We start from the raw sequence: 22429 nt of genomic DNA, 5'->3' as shown, positions 1-22429 counted from the left end.
GGCGTCCGGGTCGGCGTTTCCGCCGTGCGGGTGCGGGTAGCACAACAGACATGGAACGTGGCAGCAGCAAGCACGCACCGAGGGTGGACGACCAGATGAGCCAGGAGGTCAGCGGCCTCGTCCAAGGGCCGGGCACCGGCGGCTCCCGGGTCGAGGAGTTCCGCGAGGCGGAGCCGGCCGGCGAGGACCAGCCGGGGGCGACCACGGCACCGGCGGGCGACCTGCGGACCGGCACCCCGCAGGGGATGACCTCGGAGGACGTGGAGGCGCGCAGCCGGCTGGGCCGGTTCATCACGATGACGGCCCTGCCCGGGGACCGGCTGACGCTGGTCGCCAACGCGCGGGAGAACGACGCGCCCGACGACCTCGTGGCCGCCCTGGAGCGCCTGCCGGAGGGCACCCGTTACCAGACGATTTCCGAGGTGTGGGCCGCACTCGGGCACCGGAACGAGACGACGCGTTGGTGACCGGATCGGCCCACGATCCGGACGAGCACCAGCGGCCAGAGGAGGATTTCGCATGAGCGGCGTCATCGAGCACGTGGACGTGTCGGTACCGGTACGTACCGCCTACGACCAGTGGACCCAGTTCGAGGAGTTCCCCCACTTCATGGAGGGGGTGCAGGAGGTCCGGCAGCTGTCGGAGACGATGACCCACTGGACGGTGGAGATCGCCGGGGTCAAGCGCGAGTTCGACGCCGAGATCACCGAGCAGCTCCCCGACGAGCGGGTGGCCTGGAAGTCGACAGGCGGCACCCAGCAGGCCGGTGTGGTGACGTTCCACCGGCTCGACGAGGGCAACACCCGGGTGACCCTGCAGATGGACTTCGAGCCGCACGGAGTGGTCGAGCAGGCCGGCGACAAGCTGGGTGTGGTCGACCGGCGGACCAAGGGCGACCTGGAGCGGTTCAAGCAGTTCATCGAGCGTCGCGGTCAGGAGACCGGGGCGTGGCGCGGATCGGTCGACCGTCCGCAGCCCTGATCCCCTCCCCCGACCCGGACCTACAGCCTCGACGGCCGCCGGCTCCCGGCGGCCGTCACTGCGTCCGACCGTTTGCGATCATCGGGTCGGGGTACCGCGAAGGTATGACGGACAACGACGGCAGGGTCTGGCGGGACGAGCAGAGGACACCGCTGGAGGAGCTGGACCGGGCGATCGCCAGGTCCACCATCGACGGGCAGGCCGACGACCCGACCGGCAACGACGCGGGCGAGGAGGCCGCCTTCGGGCACGGCCCCGAACCGGTGGACCGGGGTGCCGGCCCGCAGGCCGAGCGCCGGGAGATGACCGACACTGAACGCGCCTACCGCCCCTCCACGACGGGACGCACCGGCCCCGACACCATGTGACGGTCGGGGTCCGCGTCGGTGGCACGGGGGCCGATGATGCGGTGTCCCGGTCGAACGAACACCGCATCATCGGCCCAGAAGCCCGATCGCGCGGGACGGCGCAGCCCGGTCGGGCGGCGACGGCTCAGCCGGTGGGCGGCGCGGCGGTCCGGCGCGCGGCCGCCGCGTGCGCCACCAGCAGGGCCACCGCCAGCGCCGTCAGCACCGGGCCGAGCAGCCGCACCGACGTGTCGCCGAGCAGCACCCCGAGCCCGGCCGGGATGAGGGCCGCCCCGATCCCGGCGGCACCGATCTGCACGCCGATCACCCGGTCGGCGTGCTCACGGCCAACCCGTTCCGCCGTGCTCAGGGTGAGCAGCGGGAACACCGGCGCGGCGGCGAAGCCGAGCACGATCAGGCCGACAACCGTGACCCAGCCCGGGGCCGGTAGCGCGATCAGCGCCGCCCCGACGGCCATCCCCAGCAGGCTGCCCCGCAGCACCCGGGCGGTGCCGAGCCGCTCGGCGACCAACCCCTGCACCACCCGGCCGACGAAGAGGCTGGCCCAGTACCCCGAGACGCTGAGCCCGGCGACCGCGTCGGGCACCCCCCGCCCCTCGGTGAGCAGCAGGAACGCGTAGAGCCCGGCGGACACCTCGATGGCCACGTAGACGGCGAAGGCGAGCGCGCCGAACCAGACGGCGGGCAACCGGAGCGTCTCGCCGATCCGCACCCCGGCCGGCACCGCCGACCCGCCACGCTTGGCCGCCGTCGAGTCGTCGGCCGACCCGCCATGCCCGGACACCGCCGGACCGTCGACCGGTCCGGGGTGGCCGGCCGGCCCGACGACCGTGTCGTCGGGCCGCGCGCCTACCGTCCGGTCGACGGGCGCGGCGTGCGGCGGCGTCGGAGGACCAGCGGGGCGGTCCCGCCACGCGCCGACGGTGAGCGCGAACGCGGTGGCCAGCGCGAGCTGGGCGGCGGCGGTGACCGCGTACCCCCAGCGCCAGCCGGCGCCGGTGCTCAGCATCGCGGTCATCACCAGGGGGCCGATGGCCACGCCGAGGCCGAAGAAGGCGTGCATCCAGTTCATGTGCCGGGGGCCGAACGCCCCGGCGGCGTACGCGTTGAGGCCGGAGTCGATCGCCCCGGAGCCCAGGCCGAGCACCAGCGCACAGCCGATCAGCACGGTCAGCGCCGGTGCGCTGGCATACCCGGTCAGCGCGAGGCTGGCCAGCAGGGTGCTGCCGGCCAGCAGCCGGCCCACGCCCAGCCGGGCGAGGGTGAACCCGGCCAGGACGCTGGAGGTCAGATACCCGATCGTGCCGGCGGTGAGCACCAGCCCGACCGCGCCGGTCGGTACGCCGAACTCGGCGCTGATCGAGGGCCAGCCGACGCCGAGCAGGCCGTCGGGCAGGCCGAGACTGACGAACGCGAGGTAGGCGAGCAGGAGCAGGGAGGTACGGGGCGGGGCGACGGACACGGAGGCTCATCCTGCCGCATCATCGAGAACGGGTCGACGTGATTGTCACCTCCCCCGAACCGGTGGTTTGGAACGCCCGGACGGGCAGGAAACCGGACAGCTCGTCCAGAATCCGCCGTTCGGCTGACGGTAATCCGAAGGGGTCGCGCAAGACTTTCGGGATGCAACAGGGCTCCGGTTTCCTCACCCCTCGTCAGCGTCGCCTGGCTTGGCTCGGCTTCCTGCTCGCCGCCGTCCAGGCCCCGGTCTCCGCCCGGTTCTCCTCCGACGACTCGTGGCTGTTCAGCCTCTGCGTGGCGCTCATGGTAGCCACCGTGATCATCGCCGACGACGCCGGCCGTCGTCGCCCGGCCGACGCCACCTCCGCGGACTGACCCGCCCGGCGACCCCTCTCACGGGGTCGGGCCGGGGAACTCCCGCTGCGGGCAGCTGAGCGGGTGGGCCGGGTCGACCCGGTGCAGGGCGTACCCGGTGCCCTGCGTCGGGACGTGCGTGCTCGGCGCGCGGTCGCCGATCTGGATCAGGGCGTGCCAGCCGGTGCGCTGCGCGGTGTACCGGGTGCAGCCGTCGATGACCTCGGTGTGCTGCCGGGCCGCCACGGTGGCCCGGCCCTGGACGAAGCTCGTCGGGTCGGCCGGGTCGCTCTCGGCCAGCAGCAGCGAGGACGCGGCCGTCGTGGTGTGCGCCCAGAACGACTCCCCCGCCGTCAGCCAGAGGTCGGCGACGGTGACCACGTCGTGGTCGACCAGGCTGGAGAAGGTCAGGTCGGGGTCGGACGCGCCGGTGGTGCCGGAGTGCGTCACCGGCGGCAGGGTGATCGTGGCGGTGTCCGTCCGCTGCTGCACCCAGTACAGGCCGGGGGTGTACGCGCCGACCACGGCCGTGTAAGCGTCGAACGGCAGGTGTCCGGCCGTGGAGTCGACCACCACGAAGTCGGTGCGGCCGAGCCCGTAGACGCTGGTGGCGAGCGTGCTGCCGGCGGCGTCGCGCAGGGTCAGGTCCCAGTCGGCGGTGGCGGCGGGCTGGACGGCGACCACCGACCAGTGCCGCTGGTAGGTGCGGTAGGTGTAGTCCTGCGCGGTCCGGGCGATCTGCACGTCGCCGTCGCCGAGCGCGGTGCCGGCCACGGCCGCCCCGGCGTGGGCGAGCGGCACGGTCAGGGCCAGGGCGACGGTGCCGGCGAGGCGCGCGCCGAACCACCGGCGGGCGGAACGGGACAGGGCCATCGGTGGGAGTCCTTCCGGGTGGGATCTGGACTGTAGCGACGCCGGAGGGCCCCGGGCGTCGTCCCGCGCTGTCGGATATCGGCCCCGCCACGGCGGCCACCGGTGTGCGACCTTGTCGGCACGCCGCCGCACACCGGCACCGGGCCCGGCACCCGCCGCGCCCCCGGTCGCCGTACACCGGCATCCCTACCCCGAGGAGCGCCGACCGTGACGAGACGACCGACGGTGTGGACGTGGCTGCTGGGCCTGCTGGCGGTGGTGGCGCTCACCCCGACCCCGGCGGCGGCGGCCCCGGGCGGCGGCGAGCGGGACGCCCGCGGCCTAGCCGCCCTACGCAGCGCCGCCGCGCAGGCGACGTGGTCCACCGGCCCGGTCGCGCCCGGCGTCACCCAGGGCTGGGTGTGGAACAACGCCAACCCGCTGAACGCCGCCTACCAGGTGGGGCTGTCGCCCACCGGGGCCGGCGACACGGCCCCCTGCCAGTTCGAGGTGACCCGGACCTGGTACTCCCGGGAGCCGGGCGGCGAGCGGCGGTTCCACTTCGTGGTCCGCAACAGCGGCACGCTCACCTGCACGGCCACCGTCCTGCTGTCCTGGCTGACCCCGACCCACGACTGGTCGACCGGCGCGCTCGCGCCCGGGGCCAGCGGCAACTACGGCTGGGTGGAGCAGATCGCGCCCACCGTGTCGTACCTGCTGGGGTTGACGCCGACCGGGGCGACCGCGACGGCCGCCTGCCAGTTGGAGATCACCAGGAGCTGGTACCGACAGGAGCCGGACGGGGTACGCAAGTTCTACTTCGTGCTCCGCAACATTGGCACCGTCACCTGCTCCGGTCAGTTCCAGCTCGCCCAGAGCGACCCGTCGGCGTCGTGGTCGACCGGGACCCTGGCCGTCGGGGCCTCGGCCACCTGGACCTGGAACAACGCCAACCCGCTGACCGCGGTCTACCTGCCCGGGCTGGCCCCGACGGGGGCCGTCGGGGGCACCGCCTGCCAGTTGGAGGTGACCCGGAGCCGGTACGTGCAGCGGACCGACCCGGACGGCTCCCGGCAACGGCAGTACGTGCTGACCGTCGGCAACGTCGGGCAGCTGCCCTGCGGCGGCACCCTCCTGCTCGGGGCGCTGACCCCCTGACACGCCGGGCGGATTCCGGCGTCGCGTCCCGTTGCTGTCCGCCCCGACGCCGACGGTGGCCGGTGCGCCGTCTGGCCGCCGGGGCGCGGATCGGTCCCGGCGGCGGAGGACCGACCGACCGGCGGGGGAACCCGTACCGGCCGGGTGGCCGACTCCGCCGGGGTTACCGGGTGGTTAACCTCGGTCCTCATGCGAGTGCCGTACCCCCAGGTCGCCACCCGGACCGCCGTGCGCGCGGCGCGCTCCCACCTGGCCCTGCTCACCGCCTCGGTCGGTGCCCCCGGCCTCGCTGCCGCCGCGGCCCGGCCCGGCCTGCTCGCGCTGGTCGACCAGCACGCCGCGGCGATCCGGGACAGCCTCGACGGTGACCGCCGCCCGCTGACCCCGGCCGCGCTGTCCGGCTACGCCGAGGGGGTCCGCGACACCGCCCACGCGCACGGCCTGCTCCCCGACGGCGCGGCGGACTTCACCGCCCCGGACTGGGTGCTGGTCCGCCTGCTCGCGGTCTGCGCCCTGGCCCGCACCCTCGACCCCCGGCACCTCGACCCGGCCTGACCCGGTATCCGCCGGCAGGGTGCCCGCGCCACGCGCGGACACCCTGCCGGTGAGTGCTGCCGACTCAGCTGCCCGGACGGCCGAACTGCTGGGTCTCGTCGCCGGAACCCGACTGGTAGGTGCCCCGGCCACCGGCCATCGTGCGGGCCTCGTCGACGCGCGGCATGGCCTGCGTCCGCTCGCCGCCCCGGTCGGCCATCTGCCGGCTCATGTCGCCCTGCCCGGCCGCGCGGGCCCGCCGGTGCTCCTGGACCGCCCGCGACTCCTCGGCCGCCCGGTCCAGCCAGCCGTCCCAGCGGGACTGCATCGGCTTGACCAGACCACCGCCGACGCCGACGATCAGGATGCCGGCCACGGTGGCGAGCACCGCGATCAGGACCGGCGTGGTGACCGTGGTGGCGATGCCGACCTGGTTCAGCGCGGCGATCACCCCGAGCGCCAGGATGAAGACGGCCACGAGGTCGGCCAGCACCTTGCCGTACGACAGGCCGCCGAGCGCACCGGAGACCAGGTCCCGCACGGCGTTGGCGATCGCGGCGGCGACGACCACGATGACGATCGCGATGAACGCCCGCGGCAGCCACGCCACCACGCCCCGGATGAGGTCGCTGATCGCGTTGGGTCCCCACACCCCGAACGCGAACTGCAGGGTGAACAGCAGCACCGCGTAGTACGCCAGGCGGGCCAGGATGTCACTGGCGTCGTACTTGGTGCGTTCCAACGCGCGTCTGATCCCGCCCCGTTCGACCGCCCGGTCGAAGCCCACCCGTTCCAGCGCCGCGTCCACGATCTTGAGTACCGCTCGGGCGATGAGCCAGCCCACCACGAGGATGACGATGAACGCGATGGCTCTCGGCACGAACAGCAGCACCGACCGCCACATGTCGGTCAAGGCGCTACCGATGTCGACCTGCCTGACCGCAAGGGTTTCCGGCATGATGTCCCTCCTGTCCAATGGACTGCGCCGCCCGGTTACCCGTCCGCCGCAGTAGCACGCCGGAGAATCCGCACCGATTTTCCCGACATGTCTATGGAAAACCTGCCGGAACTGCACGAAGGTCGGCGTCAGTGGAGGCGCCGGGCATGATCGGGTCGCCCGGGCCGGCTCCGGATAGGCTGCGGACATGCCAGGCACGGTCGGGCGGGTCCCGACGTCACCAACCCCCGCACCGGGGCCGGCCGGGGTCACACCGGAGGCGGCGGCCGTGCCGACCCACCCGTGGGCCGGCACCCCGCTGGGCCCGCAACAGGGTTGGGACGTGACCGTCCGCGTCCTGGTCGACGTGATCCTGTCCTGCCCCGTGCCGATGGCGCTGCACTACGGCGACGACTTCGTGCTGCTCTACAACCAGGCGTACGCGGAGGTGATCGGCGACCGGCACCCGGACGCGATGGGCCGGCCGGCCCCCGAGGTCTATGCCGACCTGTGGCACGCCCCGGGCGTCGGCGAGGTCATCGAGCGGGCCTACCGGCACGGCGAGTCCTTCCTCCAGAAGGAGTCGGTGCTCCCCGTCCACCAGCAGGGCACCGGCGAGCACACCGTTTTCACCCGGGGCCACTCCCCGGTCCGCGACAGCACCGGTCGGATCGTCGGCGTGCTCACCGTCGCCGCCCAGACCAGCCAGCTCACCCAGCAGTTGCAGAGCCTGTCCGACTTCGCCGCCGCGCTGTCGGGCACCCTCACCCTCGACGACGTGGCCCGGGTGACGCTGCGCTACGCGTTGCACTCCTTCGACGCCGACCAGGTGTCCTTCGCCGTCGACGACGGCCCCGCCTGGCGGCTGGTCCGGCGCATCCGGGGCGAACTGCTCGACGAGGCCGACGAGCGGCTGCCCCCGCTGTGGCGGCCGGTCCCGGCGGACACCACGGCGCCGGTGGTGGTCGGCGCGCGTAGCGGGGTGCCCCTGTTTGCCGGCGACGGCCAGCCGCTGCGGGACACCGCCGTCGACCGGCACGACCAGAAGGTCCGCTCGCTGGCCGCGGTGCCGCTGCGCTCGTCGGTGATCCGCGGCGGCCTCGCCGTGGGCTACCAGACCCCGCACGGCTGGACGGCGGCGGAACGGGCGCTGCTGGCCGCCTCGGCCGAGCTGGTCGGCCAGGCGGCGGAGCGCGCCCGCCGGTTCGAGACCCAGCACGGCACCGCCCAGCTGCTGCAACGCAGCATGCTCCCGGAGCAGTTGCCGGCGCTGCCCCGGCTGCGCATCGCCGCCCGCTACGACCCCGGGGTCGACGGCAACGCCGCCGGGGGCGACTTCTACGACGCGTTCCTGCTCCCCTCCGGCGATCTGGGCGTGGTGCTGGGCGACGTCGCCGGACACGACGTGCAGGCGGCGGCCCGGATGGGGCAGGTACGCGCGGCACTGCGGGCGCTGGCGCTGACCGATCCCCGCCCGGACGCCGTCCTGGCCGGGCTGGACCGGCTGGTGGCGAGCCTGGGCACCGAGACCGGCACGCACGAGCTGTTCGTGACGGTGGCCTTCGGGGTGGTCGACGCCGACCGGGGCGAACTCACCCTGGCCAGCGCCGGGCATCCCCCGCCGCTGATCCGGCGGTCCGGGCCGGACGGCGTCGCCACCGCCGTCTTCGTCGAGCTGCCGACCGGCGCGCCCCTGGGGTTGGGCTGCCGGCCGCACACCGCGACCGTGCCCTTCACCCCCGGCGACACCCTGCTGCTCTACAGCGACGGGGTGGTCGAGCGGCGGCGGCAGAGCCTCACCGCCGGCCTGGCCGGGTTGGCGGCGGCGGTGGCCGGGGCGGCCAGCGGTGACCCCCGGGCGCTGTGCGCGGTCGCCACCGGCGCGGTCCCCGGCGCCACCGAGGACGACGTGGCGGTGCTGGCGGTCGAGCACGCGCTCAAGCCGAGCCGGTCGGCCGGGATGGAGATGCCCGCCGAGCCGACCGCGCCCAGCCGGGTACGCCACTGGATGACCGCGCAGCTGGCCGAGTGGCAGGTGCCCGAGGCGGTGATCGGCGCGGCGGTGCTGTGCACCAGCGAGCTGACCACCAACGCGTTGCTGCACGCCGGCACCGCCGCCCGGGTGGAGATCGACCTGAGCCCGGAACGGCTGCTGGTGTCGGTGGCCGACTCGGGCACCAGGGGCACGGTGACCCGGGCCCAGACCGACACGCTGAGTAGCCGGGGCCGGGGCCTCGGGCTGATCGAACAGCTCTCCGACGCCTGGGGCACCGACCCGACGGTACGGGGTTCGACGGTCTGGTTCGAGATCCTCCTGCCCACCGGCTGACGCCCCCACCGGTGGACCCGACCCGGCCCGGCCGGCGGGCATCGGCGGCCACTGATCGCCCCCCGTGCCGGGACAAGCCGGACACCCAGGCTTAGCCCGGCCGGTCGCGGGGCACAGTCCCACCCCCGCCCACTCCCGTGGCCGGGGGTGAGAGGTGGTCGGGGTGGAACTGGTCGATGTCGAGTTCGCGCTGGTGGGCGTGGGTGCCCTGCTGGCCGGGGTGCTCCCCCGCCTGCTGGAGCGTCGCCCGTTGTCGATGCCGATAGCGTTCCTCGGCCTCGGGATGCTGGTCTTCGCCCTGCCGATCGGGCTGCCCGCACCGGACCCGCTGCGGTACCCGCAGGTCGCCACCCACCTGACCGAGATCGGCGTGATCGTGGCGCTGATGGGCGCCGGCCTGAAGATCGACAGGCCGTTGAGCTGGCGGAAGTGGTCGTCCACCTGGCGGTTGCTGGCGATCGCGATGCCGCTGTGCATCGCGGCGGTGGCGCTGCTCGGCTGGTGGTGGGCGGGCCTGGTGCCGGCCGCCGCGCTGCTGCTCGGCGCGGCTCTCGCCCCCACCGACCCGGTACTCGCCTCCGACGTGCAGGTAGGCGAACCCACCGACGCGGAGGACTCCGAGGACGAGGTGCGCTTCGCGCTGACCTCCGAGGCCGGCCTCAACGACGGCCTGGCCTTCCCGTTCGTCTACGCGGCCATCGCGATCGCCACCGCCGGGCTCGCCCCGTCGGGCTGGTTCGCCGAGTGGTTCACCGTCGACGTGCTCTACAAGCTGGCCGTCGGGATCGGCGGTGGCCTGCTGGTCGGCTGGCTGCTCGGCAAGCTGTTCTTCCGCGCCCCGAGCGAGCTGCGGCTGGCCCGGCACGCCGAGGGCTTCCTCGCGCTGGCCGCCACCTTCCTGGCGTACGGGCTGGTGGAGGTCATCGGCGGGTACGGGTTCCTGGCCGTCTTCGTCGCCGCGCGGGCGATCCGGGCGGCCGAGCGGACCCACGAGTTCCACGCCGTGCTGCACGACTTCGCCGAGCAGACCGAGCGGCTGCTGACCGTCCTGCTGCTGCTCCTGTTCGGCGGTGCGGTGATCACCGGTCTGCTCGCCCCGCTCACCTGGCAGGCGGCGACGGTCGGGCTGGCCCTGGTGTTCGTCATCCGGCCGCTGGTCGGTTGGCTGTCGCTGCGCGGCGCACCGGGTCGACCGGCCGAGCACTGGGTAATCTCGTCGTTCGGCATCCGGGGCGTCGGCTCGTTCTACTACCTGGCGTACGCCACCACCAAGGCGGACTTCGCCCAGGCAGACCTGATCTGGGCGACGGTCGGCCTGGTGGTGGTCGTGTCGGTGGTGGTGCACGGGATGGCCGCGACCCCGGTGATGCAGTTGCTGGACCGGGCCGGCGAACGCACCTCCGACCCGTCGGAGCGGGACCGACGCGACGAACCGGCCCTGGACGCCGCCCGGGGCTGATCGGGCACCGGGACGGCACAGTCAGGTGAGCCGGCGGACCAGTTCGCGGCCCAAATCCCGGCCGGAGCGCCAGGCGCTCTGCACCCGGGGCCTGCCGAAGGCGTCCCCGGCCAGCCCGACCAGGTCGTCGTCGAGAAAGAACCCGCCGTCGGGGTCCGGCTCGACCGGCCGGGCGTACGTCCACCGGTGCACGTGGACCTGCTCAGCCGGGTCCGGCAGCCCGAGCAGGTCCCGCACGGCCTCCTCGATCGCCGGGCCGGCCGCGCCGGGCTGGGCCAGGTGCCCGGCGGCGAACTCGGGCGTGGTATGGGCGACCAGCACCGGCGCGGCGTCGCCCCGCCGGTCGCCGTCGTCGCAGACCAGGGCGAGCACCGGATGGTCGTTGACGAAGGCGCCCCGGAAGTCGACCCACCGCCGGCCGGGGAAGCGCAGCACCGCCGCGAGCACCGGCGACCACCGCTGCCGGCCGGCGGCCCGGGTGGCCCCGGCCAGCGCCGGGTCGAGCAGCAGGGCGGCCTGCGGCCCCGGGGTGCACAGCGCCACGGCGGCGGCGGGCCGGCCGTCCACCAGCGGGCCCGGCGCGACGCCCGACACGAACCGGTCCACGGTCACCGGCAGCTCCCGGGCCAGCTCCTCGACCAGGGAGCGCAGGCCGCGCGGGGCGGCCCAGCGGACCGGTCCGGGTACCGCCCGCCGGCCGTCCGGGCCGTACGCGACGAAGGTGTCGGTCCACTCCCGCACCAGCCCGGCGGCCTGCCAGCGCCGGACGACCTCGACGAAGTCCGGGTCGTCGGCGGTCAGGTACGCCGCACCCAGGTCGGCGGGGCGACCGTCGAAGCGCCGGCTGGCCATCCGGCCACCCGCCACCCGGCCGCGCTCCCGGATCTGCACCGGTACGCCCGCCCGCGCCAGTTCCCCGGCACAGGCCACCCCGGCGATGCCGGCACCCACCACGATCACGTCCGTGTCCACCTGTTGATCGTATGCAGCTGTTGATCGTATGCAGCCGGACCGGCATGACCGGGCGACCGGCGGGGTATTGGCACGGCTGTTCGAGGAAAGGGTGACGTGATGACCGACCGCTACGACCAGCAGCCCGACCCCCGTGGGGCGATCAAGGACCCGGCGGAGTGGGTGACCGGCGACGAGCCGCCGACCGCCGCCCAGGAGTCGTACCTGCACACCCTCGCCCGGGAGGCAGGCGAGGAGGTGCCGGACGACCTGACCAAGGCGGAGGCGTCCCGGCGGATCGACGAGTTGCAGGAGGAGACCGGCCGGGGCCGGTGACCTCAGCGGGGTGGCAGGCGGTGCAGCGCGACCCGGTCGAGCTGCCCCGCCGCCACCTCGGCAGTCAGGTACGTGGCGTACGGCTGGGCCCGCCGGTCGGTGGGTGAGCCCGGGTTGAGCAGCCGCAGGCCGCCCGGCGCGACGCTGTCCCAGGGGATGTGCGAGTGGCCGAAGACGAGCAGGTCCCGTCCGGGGAACCGGGCCGCGCAGCGCTGCTCCCGGCCGGTCTTCGGACCCGTCTCGTGCACCACCGCCACCCGCAGCCCGGCCAGTTCCACCTCGGCCACCTCGGGCAGCCGGGCCCGCAGGTCGGGGCCGTCGTTGTTGCCGTACACGCCGACCAGCCGCCGGGCCCGGTCGGCCAGCCGGTCGAGCAGGTCCACCTCGACCCAGTCCCCGGCGTGCAGCACCACGTCGGCGGCGTCCACCGCCGTCCAGACCTCGTCCGGCAGCTCCCGGGCACGCCGGGGCAGGTGGGTGTCGGCGATCATGAGCAGCCGCATCAGGCGGGCCTTCCGGGAGCGGGGCCGGGCGCGGCCGGCCGGCTCAGGCGCCCTGGCCCTGATTCTGCATCAGGCCGCCGTCCATGAAGTACGTCGACCCGGTGACGTAGTCGGCGTCGTCGCTGGCCAGGAAGACGGCCAGGCGGGCGATCTCGACCGGTTCGGCGGCCCGCTTCCACGGGATGCTCTGCACCTGCTCCGCCAGGTACTTCGGGTCGTCGATGGCCTCCTGGTTGAACGGGGTGAGCACCATTCCGGGTCCGATGTTGTTGACGTTCATCCGCATCGGGGCGACCTCCAGGGCGAGGCTCTTGGCCAGTTCGAGCATGCCGCCCTTGCTGGCGTCGTAGTCCGCCCCGCCGGCCCGGGCGACCTCCTGGTGGATCGAGGTGATGTTGATGATCTTCCCGCCGCCGCCCTGGTCGCGACGGTGCCTGACGAACCGTCGGCAGCAGAAGAACATCCCGTACAGGTTGGTACGGATGCACCGGTCCCAGGTGCCGGTGTCCAGATCGGCCACCCCGATGCCGGAGGCGTCCACCCCGGCGTCGTTCATCAGCACGTCCAGTGCGCCGAACTCCGCCAGCGCCTCGTCGAACATCGCCTCGACCTGGTGCTCGACGCTGATGTCGCCCTGCACCACCACCGCCCGCCGGCCGGCCTTCTCGATCTCGGCCCGGGTGTGGTCCGCACCGGCCCGGTCGTGCAGGTAGTGCACCACCACGTCGGCGCCCTCCCGGCCGAACTCGATCGCGGTGGCCTGCCCGATGCCCGAGTCCGAGCCGGTGATCAGGGCGGTGCGGCCGGTCAGTCGTCCGGTCATCAGCGTGCTCCCTCCGTCGGTCCGTGCCGGTCGGCACGGCTCACCTCGACGTCGCCACCACGTCGGTGCCGGTCGTCACGAAATGCGGCCGGTCCGTCGCGAGGTCGCGCCGTCGCTCGGCGATGTCGGTGAGCAACCCGGCCGCGTTGATCAGACCGATGTGCGAGAAGGCCTGCGGGAAGTTGCCCACCTGCTCGCCGGTGGCCTGGTCGATCTGCTCGGCGTAGAGGCCGAGGTCGTTGACCCGGCCGGCGAGGTGCTCGAACAGCCTGGTGGCCCGCTCCTGCTCGCCGGCCAGGGCCAGACAGCTCGCCAGCCAGAACGAGCAGATCACGAAGCCGGCCGGGTCACCGTCCCAACGGCGCAGCAGCCCGTCCCGGGACAGCCGCCGCTCCACCACGTCGATGGTGGAGCGCATCCTCGCCTCGGCGGCGGGCAGGAAGCCGACGAGCGGCATGAGCAGCACCGAGGCGTCCAACCGGTCGGAGTCGAAGGCCCCGGTGTACGCGCCCAGCCGGTCGTTCCACCCCCGCTGCAGCACCGCCGCGCGGACCTCGTCGCGGGCCCGCGTCCACCGCCCGACGTCGGCCGGGTCACCGAGGCGGGAACCGAAGCGGACCGCCCGGTCCAGCGCCGTCCAGCACTGCACCTTCGACGACACGTAGTGCCGTTCGGCGTCGCGGGCCTCCCACATGCCGGAGTCCGGCAGGTGCCAGGCCCGGACCGCCTGGTCGGCCAGGGCCCGCAGCAGGTGCCGTACATCCGGCGACATCGGGTCCAGGTAGTGCCGCATCAGCCAGGCGGCGTCGAGGATCTCGCCCAGCACGTCGTTCTGCCGCTGGGTCCAGGCGTCGTTGCCGACCAGCACCGGTCGGCTGTCGGCGTAGCCGCGCAGGTGGTCGAGGGAGTGCTCGGTGAGGTCCCGCTCCCCCTCGACGCCGTACATGATCGGCACCCGGCCGTCGTCGATGCGGCCCATCGCCCGCGCCACCCAGGAGAACTGCCGGTCGGCCTCGTCGGGGCAGGCGGACCGCCACAGCGCCTGCAGGGTGAGGCTGAAGTCGCGGACCCAGACGTAGCGGTAGTCGTAGTTGCGGTCGCCACCCAACTGTTCCGGCAGCGAGGTGGTGGCCGCCGCGACGATCGCCCCACTGGGCTGGTAGGTCATGCCCTGCACCACCATCGCGCTGAGTCGTACCTGGTCGCGGTACAGGCCCCGGTAGTCGTGCAGGTCGGCCCAGGAGCGCCAGCCGGCCACCGCATCGGCCACCACCCGGTCGGCGGCGGGCAACGCCGGTTCACCGCCGTCGTAGGTCGGGGCGTACCCGAGGGTGAGCCGCAGGGTGTCCCCGGCCCGCACGGTCGCCCGGCCGACGGCGTCGCCGTGCCGGCAGGCCAACGGCACGTCGGAGCGCAGGCTGAGCCGGCACGCGCCGGCCCGCGCGTCGATCACCCCGGCGGCGTGGGTCAGGTACGCGGTGACCCGCCCGTACTCGAACCGGGGAGCGAACTCGACGCGTACCGGCACCTCGCCGGAGAGCCCCTCGACGAGCCGGGCGAGCACCCGGGGCGAGCGCAGGCCGATGTCGTGCCCGCGCGCCCCCGGTTCCAGGGCCAGCGCGTCGGTGACCGCCACCGAGCCGGTGCCGGTGTGGAAGACGGTACGCAGCACCAGTGAGTCGTCCAGATAGGAGCGGGACACCCGGACGTCGGCGCTCTCCGGGGTGATCGACCAGTGCCCGGCCCGGTCGTCGAGGAGCCGCCCGAAGACCGACGGGCTGTCGAACCGGGCCGGGCACCACCAGTTGACCGAGCCGTGCCGGTCCACCAGCGCGGCGCTGCGCCCGTCGGCGAGGAAGCCGTGCTCGCTGATCCGTCCGCTGTCCACGGGTCGGGTTACCCGGGCTCCTCGTGCGGCATGCCTCGCCCGGCGGGGTTGTCCCCGGCGGGCGGCTCGGATTGCCTGGCGGCTCGGTGTTATCCCGGCGGGCCGGCGGGAACGCCTGTCGTTGACGAAGGAGGAGGCCATGACCAGAGCAGCGAACCCGACCGCCACCTGGCGACCCGGGATGCCGGGCGGCGACAACCTCCCGTCCGGTCCGGCCGGCCGGCCGGCGACGCCCCCGGGGGACGGACACGGCACGCAGACCGGCCCGCCCACGGTGACGATCGGCGCGTACCCGGACTACCCGTCCGCGCAGCGCGTGGTGGACTACCTGGCCGACAACCGGTTCCCGGTGGAGCACACCGCGATCGTCGGGACCAACCTCACCCTGGTGGAGACGGTGCTCGGCCGGCTCACCACGGGACGCGCCGCCCTGCTGGGCGCCGGCACCGGCGCGTGGTTCGGTCTGTTCATCGGCCTGTTGTTCGGCATCTTCACGGTCGGCAACTGGCTCGCGGTGATCCTGGTCGGACTGGTGATCGGTGCGATCTGGGGTGCCGTGTTCGGCGCGGTGGCACACGCCATGTCCGGCGGCCAGCGCGACTTCACCTCGGCCAGTTCGCTACGCGCCGGCCAGTACGCGGTGACCGTCGACGCCGCCCTGGCCGACCAGGCGCGGCAGATGCTCGGCCGGATGCACCTGACCCCGACCGGGGCCACCGCCCGCTGACCCACCCGGCGTGCACACCGCCCCGACGCCCGCGCGTCGGGGCGGTGCCGTCGCACCGCCGGCCTCAGCGGTGGTACGCCAGTTCGCCGGCCCGGATCGGCGTGGCGAGGCGGTTCTCCGGAGGCGGCAGCGGGCAGGCCCAGGTGTCGTCGTAGGCGCAGCTGGGGTTGTAGAGGTAGTTGGCGTCGAGGCGGACCCGGTGCCCGGGGAGCACGGTGAGTCCCCGCCCGAAGGTCCCCTTGACCGTGTCGGTGAGGTACCGACCGCCGCCGTACGTCTCCCGGCCGCTGGTGCCGTCGCGGACCGGCACGAACAGTCCTCCGCCGTACGCCTCGATCCACCACAGGGTCAACGGCCCCCACGGGGTCTCGGCGACCGCCAGCCGCCGGTAGCGGACCACCCCGTCGGGGCCGCCGGTGTCGATGCTCTCGGTGCCGGAGGCGGGTCGCAGCGGGGCCTCGACCACCGCCGCCGGGTCCGGCGGGAACCAGCCGAGCCCGGGGAAACCGGCCCGGTCGGCGGCCGGCAGCGGGCTGGCCGGGTGGCTGCGGAACAACCCGTCCCGGGCGGCCCGGAAGCCGGCCACGTCGGTGTCGGACAGGTAGAGCGCGGCGGTGCGTTCCCGCCAGTCGAGCACGTCGAGGTCGTCCACCAGTCGACCCTAACCACCCCCCGAGCCTCCCTCAGCCGCTCTCTCCCCCATGGTCGGCCCCCTCCCGGCACCCGAGCCGCCGTCCCCGGTGATCAAGAGGTTCGCGTCGAGAATCGGGCTGGGTATGACGTAAAGCTCTTGATCACCGAGGCGAGGCGACAGCGGGGGGCGGGAGGGGTACCGCGGGAGCGGGTCAGTTGTCGGTGGCCAGGCGGGCGTGCAGGTGCTCGTCGTGGCGGTGGCCGTCGCCGTAGCGGTACGACTCGCGCAGCGTCCCCTCCCAGCGGTAGCCGGCACGGGTGGCGACCCGGCAGGAGGCGGGGTTGTCGACCGCGTGGCACAGCTCGATCCGGTGCAGGTCGAGGTGGTTGAAGGCCCACCCGGTGAGCGCCCGCAGCGCGCCGGCGGCGACCCCGCGTCCGCGCGCCGGCCCGGCGGTCCAGTAGCCGACGGCGGCGTTGCCGTGCCGGATCTGGTGCACGGAGACCGCGCCGAGCAGCGTCCCGTCGGTGGCGTCGGTCACCGCCACGGAGACGTGGCTGCCGTCGCTCCAGTCGGCCCGCCGGGTGATCCACGCGGCGGCCTGGGCCAGGTCGGTCACCCCCTGCCCGTTCCACCTGACGATGTCGGGGTCGACCAGGGCGGCCAGCACGGCCGGGGCGTCCGCCGCCCGCCAGGGACGCAGCACCAGGCCGGGCGCGGTGATCTGCACAGGTTCCACCGGGGCAGTCTGGCAGCTCACCGGGGCCACCCGCCCGCCCTTCCTTTCAAATCCCGAACTTCCGCCCGTCAAGGAGGAATGTCTGCCTGCTCACACGAATTCCCGGCAGGTTGTTTAAATTTTAAAGAGTGCTACTGTTCGGGGCATGTCGGAGAGCCTGGACAGAGAGCGGATGGCCTGTTGGCGCGCCTACATCGAGGCCAGCCAGCGGCTGTTCACCCAGCTGGAGGACGATCTGCGCGCCGACGGCGAGCTGAGCTTCGCCGACTACCACGTGCTGGTCCTGCTCTCCGAGGCACCGGGCCAGCGGCTGCGGATGGGCGAGCTGGCCGCCCGGCTGGTCTTCTCCCCCAGCCGGCTCACCTACCAGATCTCCACCATGCAGCGGCGGGGTCTGGTCGCCCGGCAGTCCTGCCCCGGGGACCGCCGGGGCAGCGAGGCGGTGCTCACCGCCGCCGGGCTGCTGGCCCTGCGTGAGGCCGCGCCGGGGCACCTCGCCTCGGTCCGGCGGCACCTGATGGACGACCTCGACGACGCCGAGGTCGCCACCCTGACCCGGGTCTTCGACCGGCTCGGTCGGCGGCTGCGCGCCGACCGGGACGCGTCGACCACCCACCGCGACACCTGAGGAGCCCGCGATGCCCGCGATCACCGTCGACGACGTCCTCGTCCTGCCCCGCCTGCCCCGGCTCGACGAGACCACCAGCTACCGGCCGGTCCGCCGGCTGACCACCGCCCCCAGCGGCTACGAGGGTGAGGGTTTCCCGGTCCGCCGCGCCTTCGCCGGGGTGCCGATGTCGGATCTCGACCCGTTCATCCACCTCGACCAGATGGGCGAGGTGGACTACGCGCCGGGTGAGCCGAAGGGCACCCCGTGGCACCCGCACCGGGGCTTCGAGACGGTCACCTACATGATCGACGGGATCATGGACCACCAGGACTCGCAGGGTGGGGGCGGCACCATCACCGACGGCGACACCCAGTGGATGACCGCCGGCAGTGGCCTGCTCCACATCGAGGCCCCGCCGGAGCACCTGGTCGCCAGCGGTGGCCTCTTCCACGGCCTCCAACTCTGGGTCAACCTGCCCCGGGTGGCCAAGATGATGCCGCCGCGCTACCAGGACATCCGGGGCCGGGAGTCGGCACTGCTGACCACGCCGGACGGCGGCGCGCTGATCCGGATCATCGCCGGTGAGATCGCCGGGCACCGGGGACCGGGATCGACCCACACGCCGATCACCATCGCGCACGTCACGCTCCAGCCCGGTGCCGAGCTGGACCTGCCCTGGCGGGCCGACTTCAACGCGCTGGTCTACACGCTCTCCGGTCGCGGCACGGTCGGCACCGACCGGCGGCCCTTCCAGGGCGGCCAGTTGGCGGTGCACGGTCCGGGCGACGCGCTGCGGGTGACCGCCGACGGCAGGCAGGACGGCAACACCCCGGCCCTGGACCTCTACATCATGGGCGGACAGCCCATCCGGGAGCCGGTGGCGCACTACGGGCCGTTCGTGATGAACACCCGCGCCGAGCTGATGCAGGCCTTCGAGGACTTCCAGGCCGGCAAGCTGGGCGTGGTTCCCGCCCAGCGGCTGCCGCACACCGGCGGCCAGGGCGACCGCCCCTGAGAGCGACCTCCGCCGGGCGTCCCGGTGACCCCGGGACGCCCGGGGGCGGGACCGCGTCGGTCAGGAGACCGCGAAGATCCCGGCCACCCCGAGGATCACCATGAGCAGCACCGCCAGGATCGCGCCGCGTTCGCTCTCGACCGCATCCGTACGGTCCTCGGTCGCGGGGTTCGTCGTCTCGGCGGGCATGGCCTGGCCTCCTCGGCGTTCACGGCTTCGCGGGGTGCGGTAGGCCACCGTCCGGGCGGGTTCCGGGAGACCCGGAGTGCGCACCGGCGGCGGGGGTCCTACCGTGAGGACGTCGTCGACCTCGGGAGGCTGGAACGTGGCGATCGAGGACTGGTTCCTGACCGCTGAGGAACGCGCCAACCCGGTCTCCCGGATACCCGTCTGGACGTCCGGAAACCTCGCCGAGCCGTTGATTCACGGGTCGGCGTACTTCGACCGCCTGGTCACCGAGGTCGAGGCGCTCGGCGCGGGTGACCAGCTCTTCTTCACCGACTGGCGGGGCGACCCGGACGAGCGGATGCGCCCGGACGGCCCGACGGTGGCCCAGCTCTTCGCCCGGGCCGCCCAGCGGGGCGTGCTGGTCAAGGGGCTGCTCTGGCGCTCCCACCTCGACGCGTTGTCCTACAGCGAGGCGGAGAACCGCGACCTGAGCGAGACGGTCAACGCCGCCGGTGGTGAGGTGCTGCTCGACCAGCGCGTCCGGCGGGGCGGGTCGCACCACCAGAAGCTGGTGGTGCTGCGCCACCGCGACGCCCCGGAGCGGGACGTCGCCTTCGCCGGCGGGATCGACCTGTGCCACAGCCGCCGCGACGACGGCGACCACCACGGCGACCCGCAGGCCCTCGCCATGTCACCGCGGTACGGCCCGCACCCGCCGTGGCACGACGTGCAGTTGGCCGTCCGGGGTCCGGTGGTCGCCGCGCTGGACACCACGTTCCGCGAGCGGTGGACCGACCCGATGCCGTTGGACTCGGAGAACCCGCTGGCCTACCTACGGGACCGGCTGCGCGGTTCCGACCTGAGCCCCGATCCGCTGCCCGACCCGCCGGCCGGTCCGCCGCCCTGCGGCCCGCACCACATCCAGGTGCTGCGTACCTACCCGGCGGTACGGCCCCGATACGCGTTCGCCCCGGACGGCGAGCGGACGGTGGCCCGGGGCTACACCAAGGCGGTACGCCGGGCCCGCCGGCTGATCTACCTGGAGGACCAGTACCTCTGGTCGACCGAGGTGGCCGAGCTGTTCGCCGAGGCGCTGCGGGACAATCCCGACCTGCACCTGGTGGCGGTGGTCCCCCGCTATCCGGACGTCGACGGCGCGTTGGCGCTGCCGCCCAACATGGTGGGCCGGGAGCAGGCGCTGTCGTTGTGTGAACGGGCCGCGCCGGACCGGGTGCACGTCTTCGACGTGGAGAACCGGGTGGGCGACCCGGTCTACGTGCACGCGAAGATCTGCGTGGTCGACGACGTCTGGGCGAGCGTGGGCAGCGACAACTTCAACAGACGGTCCTGGACGCACGACAGCGAGCTGTCCTGCGCGGTGCTCGACGAGACCCGCGACGAGCGGGCCCCCGTGGACCCGGCGGGTCGGGGTGACGGGGCCCGGGTGTTCGCCCGGGACCTGCGGCTGCGGTTGTGGCGCGAGCACCTGGACCGCGACCCGGACGGTGCCGACGACGCCGACCTGCTGGACCCGGCCAGCGCGGTCGCGACGATCACCGCCACGGCGGACGCCCTGAAGCGGTGGCACGACTCGGGCCGCTCGGGCCCCCGCCCGCCGGGCCGGCTGCGCCCGCACCGGCCCGAGCGGCTGCCCTGGCACACCCGGCTCTGGGCGCTACCGGCGTACCGGCTGGTCTACGACCCCGACGGCAGGCCGCTGCACGCTCGCCGCAAGGGCACCTGGTAGGTCCCGCCGTCGGGGGCCGGCGGTGGCGGGGTGGGGTAGCGGGTCAACCCGCCCGGGTAGGCGAACGAGGCGCGCGGGGCGTAGCAGCCGCCGGCGAGGAGCAGGGGGTTCTCCGGGCGCAGCGCGTAGCTCGGGTGCCGCGGGTCGAGGAACTCCACCGACTCGATCTCGAACGGGTCGACCGGTTCGGAGACGTAGGGGTAGACCCCGCTGAGCAGTTCGCCGTCGCGTCGGGTGAAGTACCGGTGGTGGCCGGCGCGCAGCTCGTGGCCGGTGTGGCCGACGCGGGCCCGGGTCCGGATCAGCGGGACGCCGCCGACCTCGGTCTCGGCGACCAGCACGTCGCCCCGTACCCGCAGGGTGGTGCGGCCCAGCACGGCCGGGGCGCCCCGGGCGGCGGCGTAGTCGCGGACCCGGGTGCTGGAGGTGACGTAGTGGGTCCACCAGCCGCCGGGGGTGACCCCGTCGGGCGCGTCGACCCCGGCGAGGGCCACCCCGACGTAGGTCAGCGAGTAGGCGCCGAGGCCGGAGGTCTGGGCGGCGTCCTCGACGACGTACTGGTTCATGAAGACCTGCCGGTCGGGCCGGGGACGCAGGCCGGGCGGGACCAGGGCGGCGACCGCGTCCGGGTCGGCCGGCAACCAGCTGAAGTGCAGCGTGCGGCTGTCGACGACGAGTTGCGGGTCCGCGGGTTCGAGCACGTGTTTCCCTCCGTACGGCGATGGTCTCCCGCGACGCTACGGGCGGTCCTGTCGGCGGGACAAGGACGGATAGCCGACACCGCTGTCGTGCTGTCGGCTATCCGTCCCTGTCCCGCCGTGTCGACCGGTGCCCGTGATCACAATCGACGCGAACCATGTCCGATAGTGCGTCTATGTGATGGAAAATCACTTAAGTACATCAGCCTTTCGGCTAGATTTCCGCTCGCCGATCAGGCTATGGTGGCTTCCGAACGGCCCATCTGAAGCTAAACCGAAGCGTCACGTCTTTTTGATCGCGGACGAGGTGCAGGGAGGACCACCAATGACCGCGCCCACCATGAGCAAGCCGGCGGCGACACCGTCCACCACCGAGAAGCTGGACCCGCGCGCGCTCACCGACAGCGCCGCCGACCTGCTGAACGCGATGGCCGCGCTGCCTGCCGGCCACCCGTCCCGGGCCGCGCTGCGCGACCGGGCGATCGAGGCCTGGCTCCCGCTGGCCAACCACCTGGCCCACCGCTACAGCGGCCGGGGCGAGCCCACCGACGACCTGGCCCAGACCGCCGCCGTCGGCCTGATCAAGGCGATCGACAAGTTCGACCCGTCGCGCGGCGTCGACTTCGCCGGCTACGCCATCCCGACCATCATCGGCGAGCTGAAGCGGCACTTCCGCGACCGCACCTGGGACATCCGGGTCCCCAGGCGGCTCCAGGAACTGCGGCTGGCCATCTCCGACGCCAACAGCTCGCTGTTGCAGACCCTCGGCCGCTCGCCGACGGTCGCCGACATCGCCGCCCACCTCAAGCTCACCGAGGAAGAGGTCCTGGAGGGTCTGGAGGGTGCCCGCGCCTACAACGCGGTGTCGCTGTCCACCCCGACCGGCGACGGCGACCGCGCCACCGAGCTGGGCGACATGCTCGGCGGCGAGGACAACGAGTTCGAGCTGGCCGAGCTGCGGGTCGCCCTCGGCCCGGCGCTGGCCACCCTCGACGAGCGCGAGCAGAAGATCCTCACCCTGCGCTTCTACGGCAACCTGACCCAGTCGCAGATCGCCGACCAGATCGGCGTCTCGCAGATGCACGTGTCCCGGCTGCTCGCCCGGGCCCTGACCAAGCTGCGCGGTCAGCTCGACGGCACCTACTAGGGGTGGAGGC

At 73.7% G+C, this 22429-nt stretch carries 25 protein-coding genes; 14 read left to right on the top strand and 11 right to left on the bottom strand.

Annotated features, from left to right (window positions below; genetic code table 11):
* The first annotated feature begins 50 nt into the window (after positions 1-50).
* From Q2K16_RS31085 to Q2K16_RS31075, 3 genes are all read left to right on the top strand, one after another.
* A complete protein-coding gene (locus Q2K16_RS31085) occupies positions 51-467 on the top strand; it encodes a DUF2795 domain-containing protein (protein ID WP_302742052.1) in 417 nt (138 codons plus the stop codon).
* Positions 468-519: 52 nt separating this feature from the next.
* The gene (locus tag Q2K16_RS31080) at positions 520-981 is read left to right on the top strand and encodes an SRPBCC family protein (RefSeq protein WP_204961292.1); all 462 of its coding nucleotides are present in this window, start codon (positions 520-522) and stop codon (positions 979-981) included.
* A 104-nt stretch (positions 982-1085) separates the two neighbouring features.
* Positions 1086-1349, top strand: coding sequence for a hypothetical protein (locus Q2K16_RS31075; RefSeq protein ID WP_145918827.1), 264 nt, complete (start codon positions 1086-1088; stop codon positions 1347-1349).
* Between the two features lie 124 nt (positions 1350-1473).
* Here Q2K16_RS31075 and Q2K16_RS31070 read toward each other — a convergent pair whose 3' ends face one another.
* Positions 1474-2811, bottom strand: a complete 1338-nt coding sequence (locus tag Q2K16_RS31070) for an MFS transporter (protein ID WP_302742048.1) — start codon at positions 2809-2811, stop codon at positions 1474-1476.
* A gap of 161 nt (positions 2812-2972) precedes the next feature.
* Here Q2K16_RS31070 and Q2K16_RS31065 point away from each other — a divergent pair, with 161 nt between their 5' ends.
* The gene (locus Q2K16_RS31065; protein ID WP_302742047.1) at positions 2973-3185 is read left to right on the top strand and encodes a hypothetical protein; all 213 of its coding nucleotides are present in this window, start codon (positions 2973-2975) and stop codon (positions 3183-3185) included.
* An 18-nt stretch (positions 3186-3203) separates the two neighbouring features.
* Here Q2K16_RS31065 and Q2K16_RS31060 read toward each other — a convergent pair whose 3' ends face one another.
* Positions 3204-4037: a hypothetical protein gene (locus Q2K16_RS31060; protein WP_302742046.1), complete on the bottom strand. Its 834-nt coding sequence runs from the start codon at positions 4035-4037 to the stop codon at positions 3204-3206.
* Positions 4038-4244: 207 nt separating this feature from the next.
* Here Q2K16_RS31060 and Q2K16_RS31055 point away from each other — a divergent pair, with 207 nt between their 5' ends.
* Both Q2K16_RS31055 and Q2K16_RS31050 read left to right on the top strand, forming a co-directional pair.
* Positions 4245-5174, top strand: coding sequence for a hypothetical protein (locus tag Q2K16_RS31055; RefSeq protein WP_302742045.1), 930 nt, complete (start codon positions 4245-4247; stop codon positions 5172-5174).
* A gap of 189 nt (positions 5175-5363) precedes the next feature.
* Positions 5364-5729: a DUF6401 family natural product biosynthesis protein gene (locus Q2K16_RS31050; protein WP_302742044.1), complete on the top strand. Its 366-nt coding sequence runs from the start codon at positions 5364-5366 to the stop codon at positions 5727-5729.
* Between the two features lie 64 nt (positions 5730-5793).
* Here Q2K16_RS31050 and Q2K16_RS31045 read toward each other — a convergent pair whose 3' ends face one another.
* Entirely contained in the window at positions 5794-6666 is an 873-nt protein-coding gene (locus tag Q2K16_RS31045; protein ID WP_302742041.1) for a mechanosensitive ion channel family protein, read from the bottom strand.
* Between the two features lie 187 nt (positions 6667-6853).
* Here Q2K16_RS31045 and Q2K16_RS31040 point away from each other — a divergent pair, with 187 nt between their 5' ends.
* Both Q2K16_RS31040 and Q2K16_RS31035 read left to right on the top strand, forming a co-directional pair.
* A complete protein-coding gene (locus tag Q2K16_RS31040) occupies positions 6854-8974 on the top strand; it encodes an ATP-binding SpoIIE family protein phosphatase (RefSeq protein ID WP_302742040.1) in 2121 nt (706 codons plus the stop codon).
* Positions 8975-9137: 163 nt separating this feature from the next.
* Positions 9138-10433 (top strand): cation:proton antiporter, encoded by a 1296-nt coding sequence (locus Q2K16_RS31035; RefSeq protein ID WP_302742038.1) that lies wholly within the window; start codon positions 9138-9140, stop codon positions 10431-10433.
* A 21-nt stretch (positions 10434-10454) separates the two neighbouring features.
* Here the strand turns inward: Q2K16_RS31035 and Q2K16_RS31030 are convergent, their stop codons facing one another.
* Complete coding sequence (locus tag Q2K16_RS31030; RefSeq protein WP_302746679.1) at positions 10455-11393, bottom strand: NAD(P)/FAD-dependent oxidoreductase; 939 nt, start codon at positions 11391-11393, stop codon at positions 10455-10457.
* A gap of 111 nt (positions 11394-11504) precedes the next feature.
* Between Q2K16_RS31030 and Q2K16_RS31025 the strand changes: the two genes are divergently transcribed.
* On the top strand, positions 11505-11720 hold the full coding sequence (locus tag Q2K16_RS31025) for a DUF3072 domain-containing protein (protein WP_302742036.1): 216 nt from the start codon (positions 11505-11507) through the stop codon (positions 11718-11720).
* Positions 11721-11722: 2 nt separating this feature from the next.
* Here the strand turns inward: Q2K16_RS31025 and Q2K16_RS31020 are convergent, their stop codons facing one another.
* From Q2K16_RS31020 to Q2K16_RS31010, 3 genes are read right to left on the bottom strand one after another with little or no spacing between them, the layout of a single operon-like run.
* Positions 11723-12223 (bottom strand): metallophosphoesterase family protein, encoded by a 501-nt coding sequence (locus tag Q2K16_RS31020; protein ID WP_302742035.1) that lies wholly within the window; start codon positions 12221-12223, stop codon positions 11723-11725.
* A 43-nt stretch (positions 12224-12266) separates the two neighbouring features.
* On the bottom strand, positions 12267-13046 hold the full coding sequence (locus Q2K16_RS31015; protein ID WP_302742034.1) for an SDR family oxidoreductase: 780 nt from the start codon (positions 13044-13046) through the stop codon (positions 12267-12269).
* 40 nt (positions 13047-13086) lie between these two features.
* A complete protein-coding gene (locus tag Q2K16_RS31010; RefSeq protein WP_302742032.1) occupies positions 13087-14934 on the bottom strand; it encodes a glycoside hydrolase family 15 protein in 1848 nt (615 codons plus the stop codon).
* Between the two features lie 139 nt (positions 14935-15073).
* Between Q2K16_RS31010 and Q2K16_RS31005 the strand changes: the two genes are divergently transcribed.
* Positions 15074-15661 (top strand): YflT domain-containing protein, encoded by a 588-nt coding sequence (locus Q2K16_RS31005; protein WP_302742030.1) that lies wholly within the window; start codon positions 15074-15076, stop codon positions 15659-15661.
* Between the two features lie 64 nt (positions 15662-15725).
* Here the strand turns inward: Q2K16_RS31005 and Q2K16_RS31000 are convergent, their stop codons facing one another.
* Positions 15726-16313, bottom strand: coding sequence for a DUF1684 domain-containing protein (locus Q2K16_RS31000; RefSeq protein ID WP_302742029.1), 588 nt, complete (start codon positions 16311-16313; stop codon positions 15726-15728).
* Positions 16314-16506: 193 nt separating this feature from the next.
* Entirely contained in the window at positions 16507-17034 is a 528-nt protein-coding gene (locus tag Q2K16_RS30995; protein WP_302742028.1) for a GNAT family N-acetyltransferase, read from the bottom strand.
* Positions 17035-17179: 145 nt separating this feature from the next.
* Between Q2K16_RS30995 and Q2K16_RS30990 the strand changes: the two genes are divergently transcribed.
* Positions 17180-17662, top strand: a complete 483-nt coding sequence (locus Q2K16_RS30990) for a MarR family winged helix-turn-helix transcriptional regulator (RefSeq protein ID WP_302742026.1) — start codon at positions 17180-17182, stop codon at positions 17660-17662.
* Between the two features lie 10 nt (positions 17663-17672).
* A complete protein-coding gene (locus tag Q2K16_RS30985) occupies positions 17673-18659 on the top strand; it encodes a pirin family protein (RefSeq protein WP_302742024.1) in 987 nt (328 codons plus the stop codon).
* Positions 18660-18719: 60 nt separating this feature from the next.
* Here Q2K16_RS30985 and Q2K16_RS30980 read toward each other — a convergent pair whose 3' ends face one another.
* Positions 18720-18848: a hypothetical protein gene (locus tag Q2K16_RS30980; RefSeq protein WP_269756975.1), complete on the bottom strand. Its 129-nt coding sequence runs from the start codon at positions 18846-18848 to the stop codon at positions 18720-18722.
* 136 nt (positions 18849-18984) lie between these two features.
* Here Q2K16_RS30980 and Q2K16_RS30975 point away from each other — a divergent pair, with 136 nt between their 5' ends.
* Positions 18985-20574 (top strand): phospholipase D family protein, encoded by a 1590-nt coding sequence (locus Q2K16_RS30975; protein WP_302746678.1) that lies wholly within the window; start codon positions 18985-18987, stop codon positions 20572-20574.
* Here the strand turns inward: Q2K16_RS30975 and Q2K16_RS30970 are convergent.
* On the bottom strand, positions 20523-21275 hold the full coding sequence (locus tag Q2K16_RS30970) for an acetoacetate decarboxylase family protein (protein WP_302742023.1): 753 nt from the start codon (positions 21273-21275) through the stop codon (positions 20523-20525). The genes Q2K16_RS30975 and Q2K16_RS30970 overlap by 52 nt on opposite strands.
* A gap of 322 nt (positions 21276-21597) precedes the next feature.
* Between Q2K16_RS30970 and Q2K16_RS30965 the strand changes: the two genes are divergently transcribed.
* Positions 21598-22419, top strand: coding sequence for a SigB/SigF/SigG family RNA polymerase sigma factor (locus Q2K16_RS30965; protein WP_088644086.1), 822 nt, complete (start codon positions 21598-21600; stop codon positions 22417-22419).
* Positions 22420-22429: the final 10 nt, after the last annotated feature.

This window comes from Micromonospora cynarisoli (genome assembly GCF_030518815.1).
GTDB classification, from domain to species: Bacteria; Actinomycetota; Actinomycetes; order Mycobacteriales; family Micromonosporaceae; genus Micromonospora; species Micromonospora wenchangensis.
Note: the sequence above shows the minus strand (reverse complement) of the source record. Positions and strands in the feature narration are given on the sequence as shown.

What these genes read in the sequence shown, in the direction of transcription:
- Q2K16_RS31085 (WP_302742052.1), top strand. Translation starts at nt 51, where the DNA reads ATGGAACGTGGCAGCAGCAAGCACGCACCGAGGGTGGACGACCAGATG.
- Q2K16_RS31080 (WP_204961292.1), top strand. Translation starts at nt 520, where the DNA reads ATGAGCGGCGTCATCGAGCACGTGGACGTGTCGGTACCGGTACGTACC.
- Q2K16_RS31075 (WP_145918827.1), top strand. Translation starts at nt 1,086, where the DNA reads ATGACGGACAACGACGGCAGGGTCTGGCGGGACGAGCAGAGGACACCG.
- Q2K16_RS31065 (WP_302742047.1), top strand. Translation starts at nt 2,973, where the DNA reads ATGCAACAGGGCTCCGGTTTCCTCACCCCTCGTCAGCGTCGCCTGGCT.
- Q2K16_RS31060 (WP_302742046.1), bottom strand. Translation starts at nt 4,037, where the DNA reads ATGGCCCTGTCCCGTTCCGCCCGCCGGTGGTTCGGCGCGCGCCTCGCC.
- Q2K16_RS31050 (WP_302742044.1), top strand. Translation starts at nt 5,364, where the DNA reads ATGCGAGTGCCGTACCCCCAGGTCGCCACCCGGACCGCCGTGCGCGCG.
- Q2K16_RS31045 (WP_302742041.1), bottom strand. Translation starts at nt 6,666, where the DNA reads ATGCCGGAAACCCTTGCGGTCAGGCAGGTCGACATCGGTAGCGCCTTG.
- Q2K16_RS31040 (WP_302742040.1), top strand. Translation starts at nt 6,854, where the DNA reads ATGCCAGGCACGGTCGGGCGGGTCCCGACGTCACCAACCCCCGCACCG.
- Q2K16_RS31025 (WP_302742036.1), top strand. Translation starts at nt 11,505, where the DNA reads ATGACCGACCGCTACGACCAGCAGCCCGACCCCCGTGGGGCGATCAAG.
- Q2K16_RS31020 (WP_302742035.1), bottom strand. Translation starts at nt 12,223, where the DNA reads ATGCGGCTGCTCATGATCGCCGACACCCACCTGCCCCGGCGTGCCCGG.
- Q2K16_RS31015 (WP_302742034.1), bottom strand. Translation starts at nt 13,046, where the DNA reads ATGACCGGACGACTGACCGGCCGCACCGCCCTGATCACCGGCTCGGAC.
- Q2K16_RS31005 (WP_302742030.1), top strand. Translation starts at nt 15,074, where the DNA reads ATGACCAGAGCAGCGAACCCGACCGCCACCTGGCGACCCGGGATGCCG.
- Q2K16_RS30990 (WP_302742026.1), top strand. Translation starts at nt 17,180, where the DNA reads ATGTCGGAGAGCCTGGACAGAGAGCGGATGGCCTGTTGGCGCGCCTAC.
- Q2K16_RS30985 (WP_302742024.1), top strand. Translation starts at nt 17,673, where the DNA reads ATGCCCGCGATCACCGTCGACGACGTCCTCGTCCTGCCCCGCCTGCCC.
- Q2K16_RS30980 (WP_269756975.1), bottom strand. Translation starts at nt 18,848, where the DNA reads ATGCCCGCCGAGACGACGAACCCCGCGACCGAGGACCGTACGGATGCG.
- Q2K16_RS30965 (WP_088644086.1), top strand. Translation starts at nt 21,598, where the DNA reads ATGACCGCGCCCACCATGAGCAAGCCGGCGGCGACACCGTCCACCACC.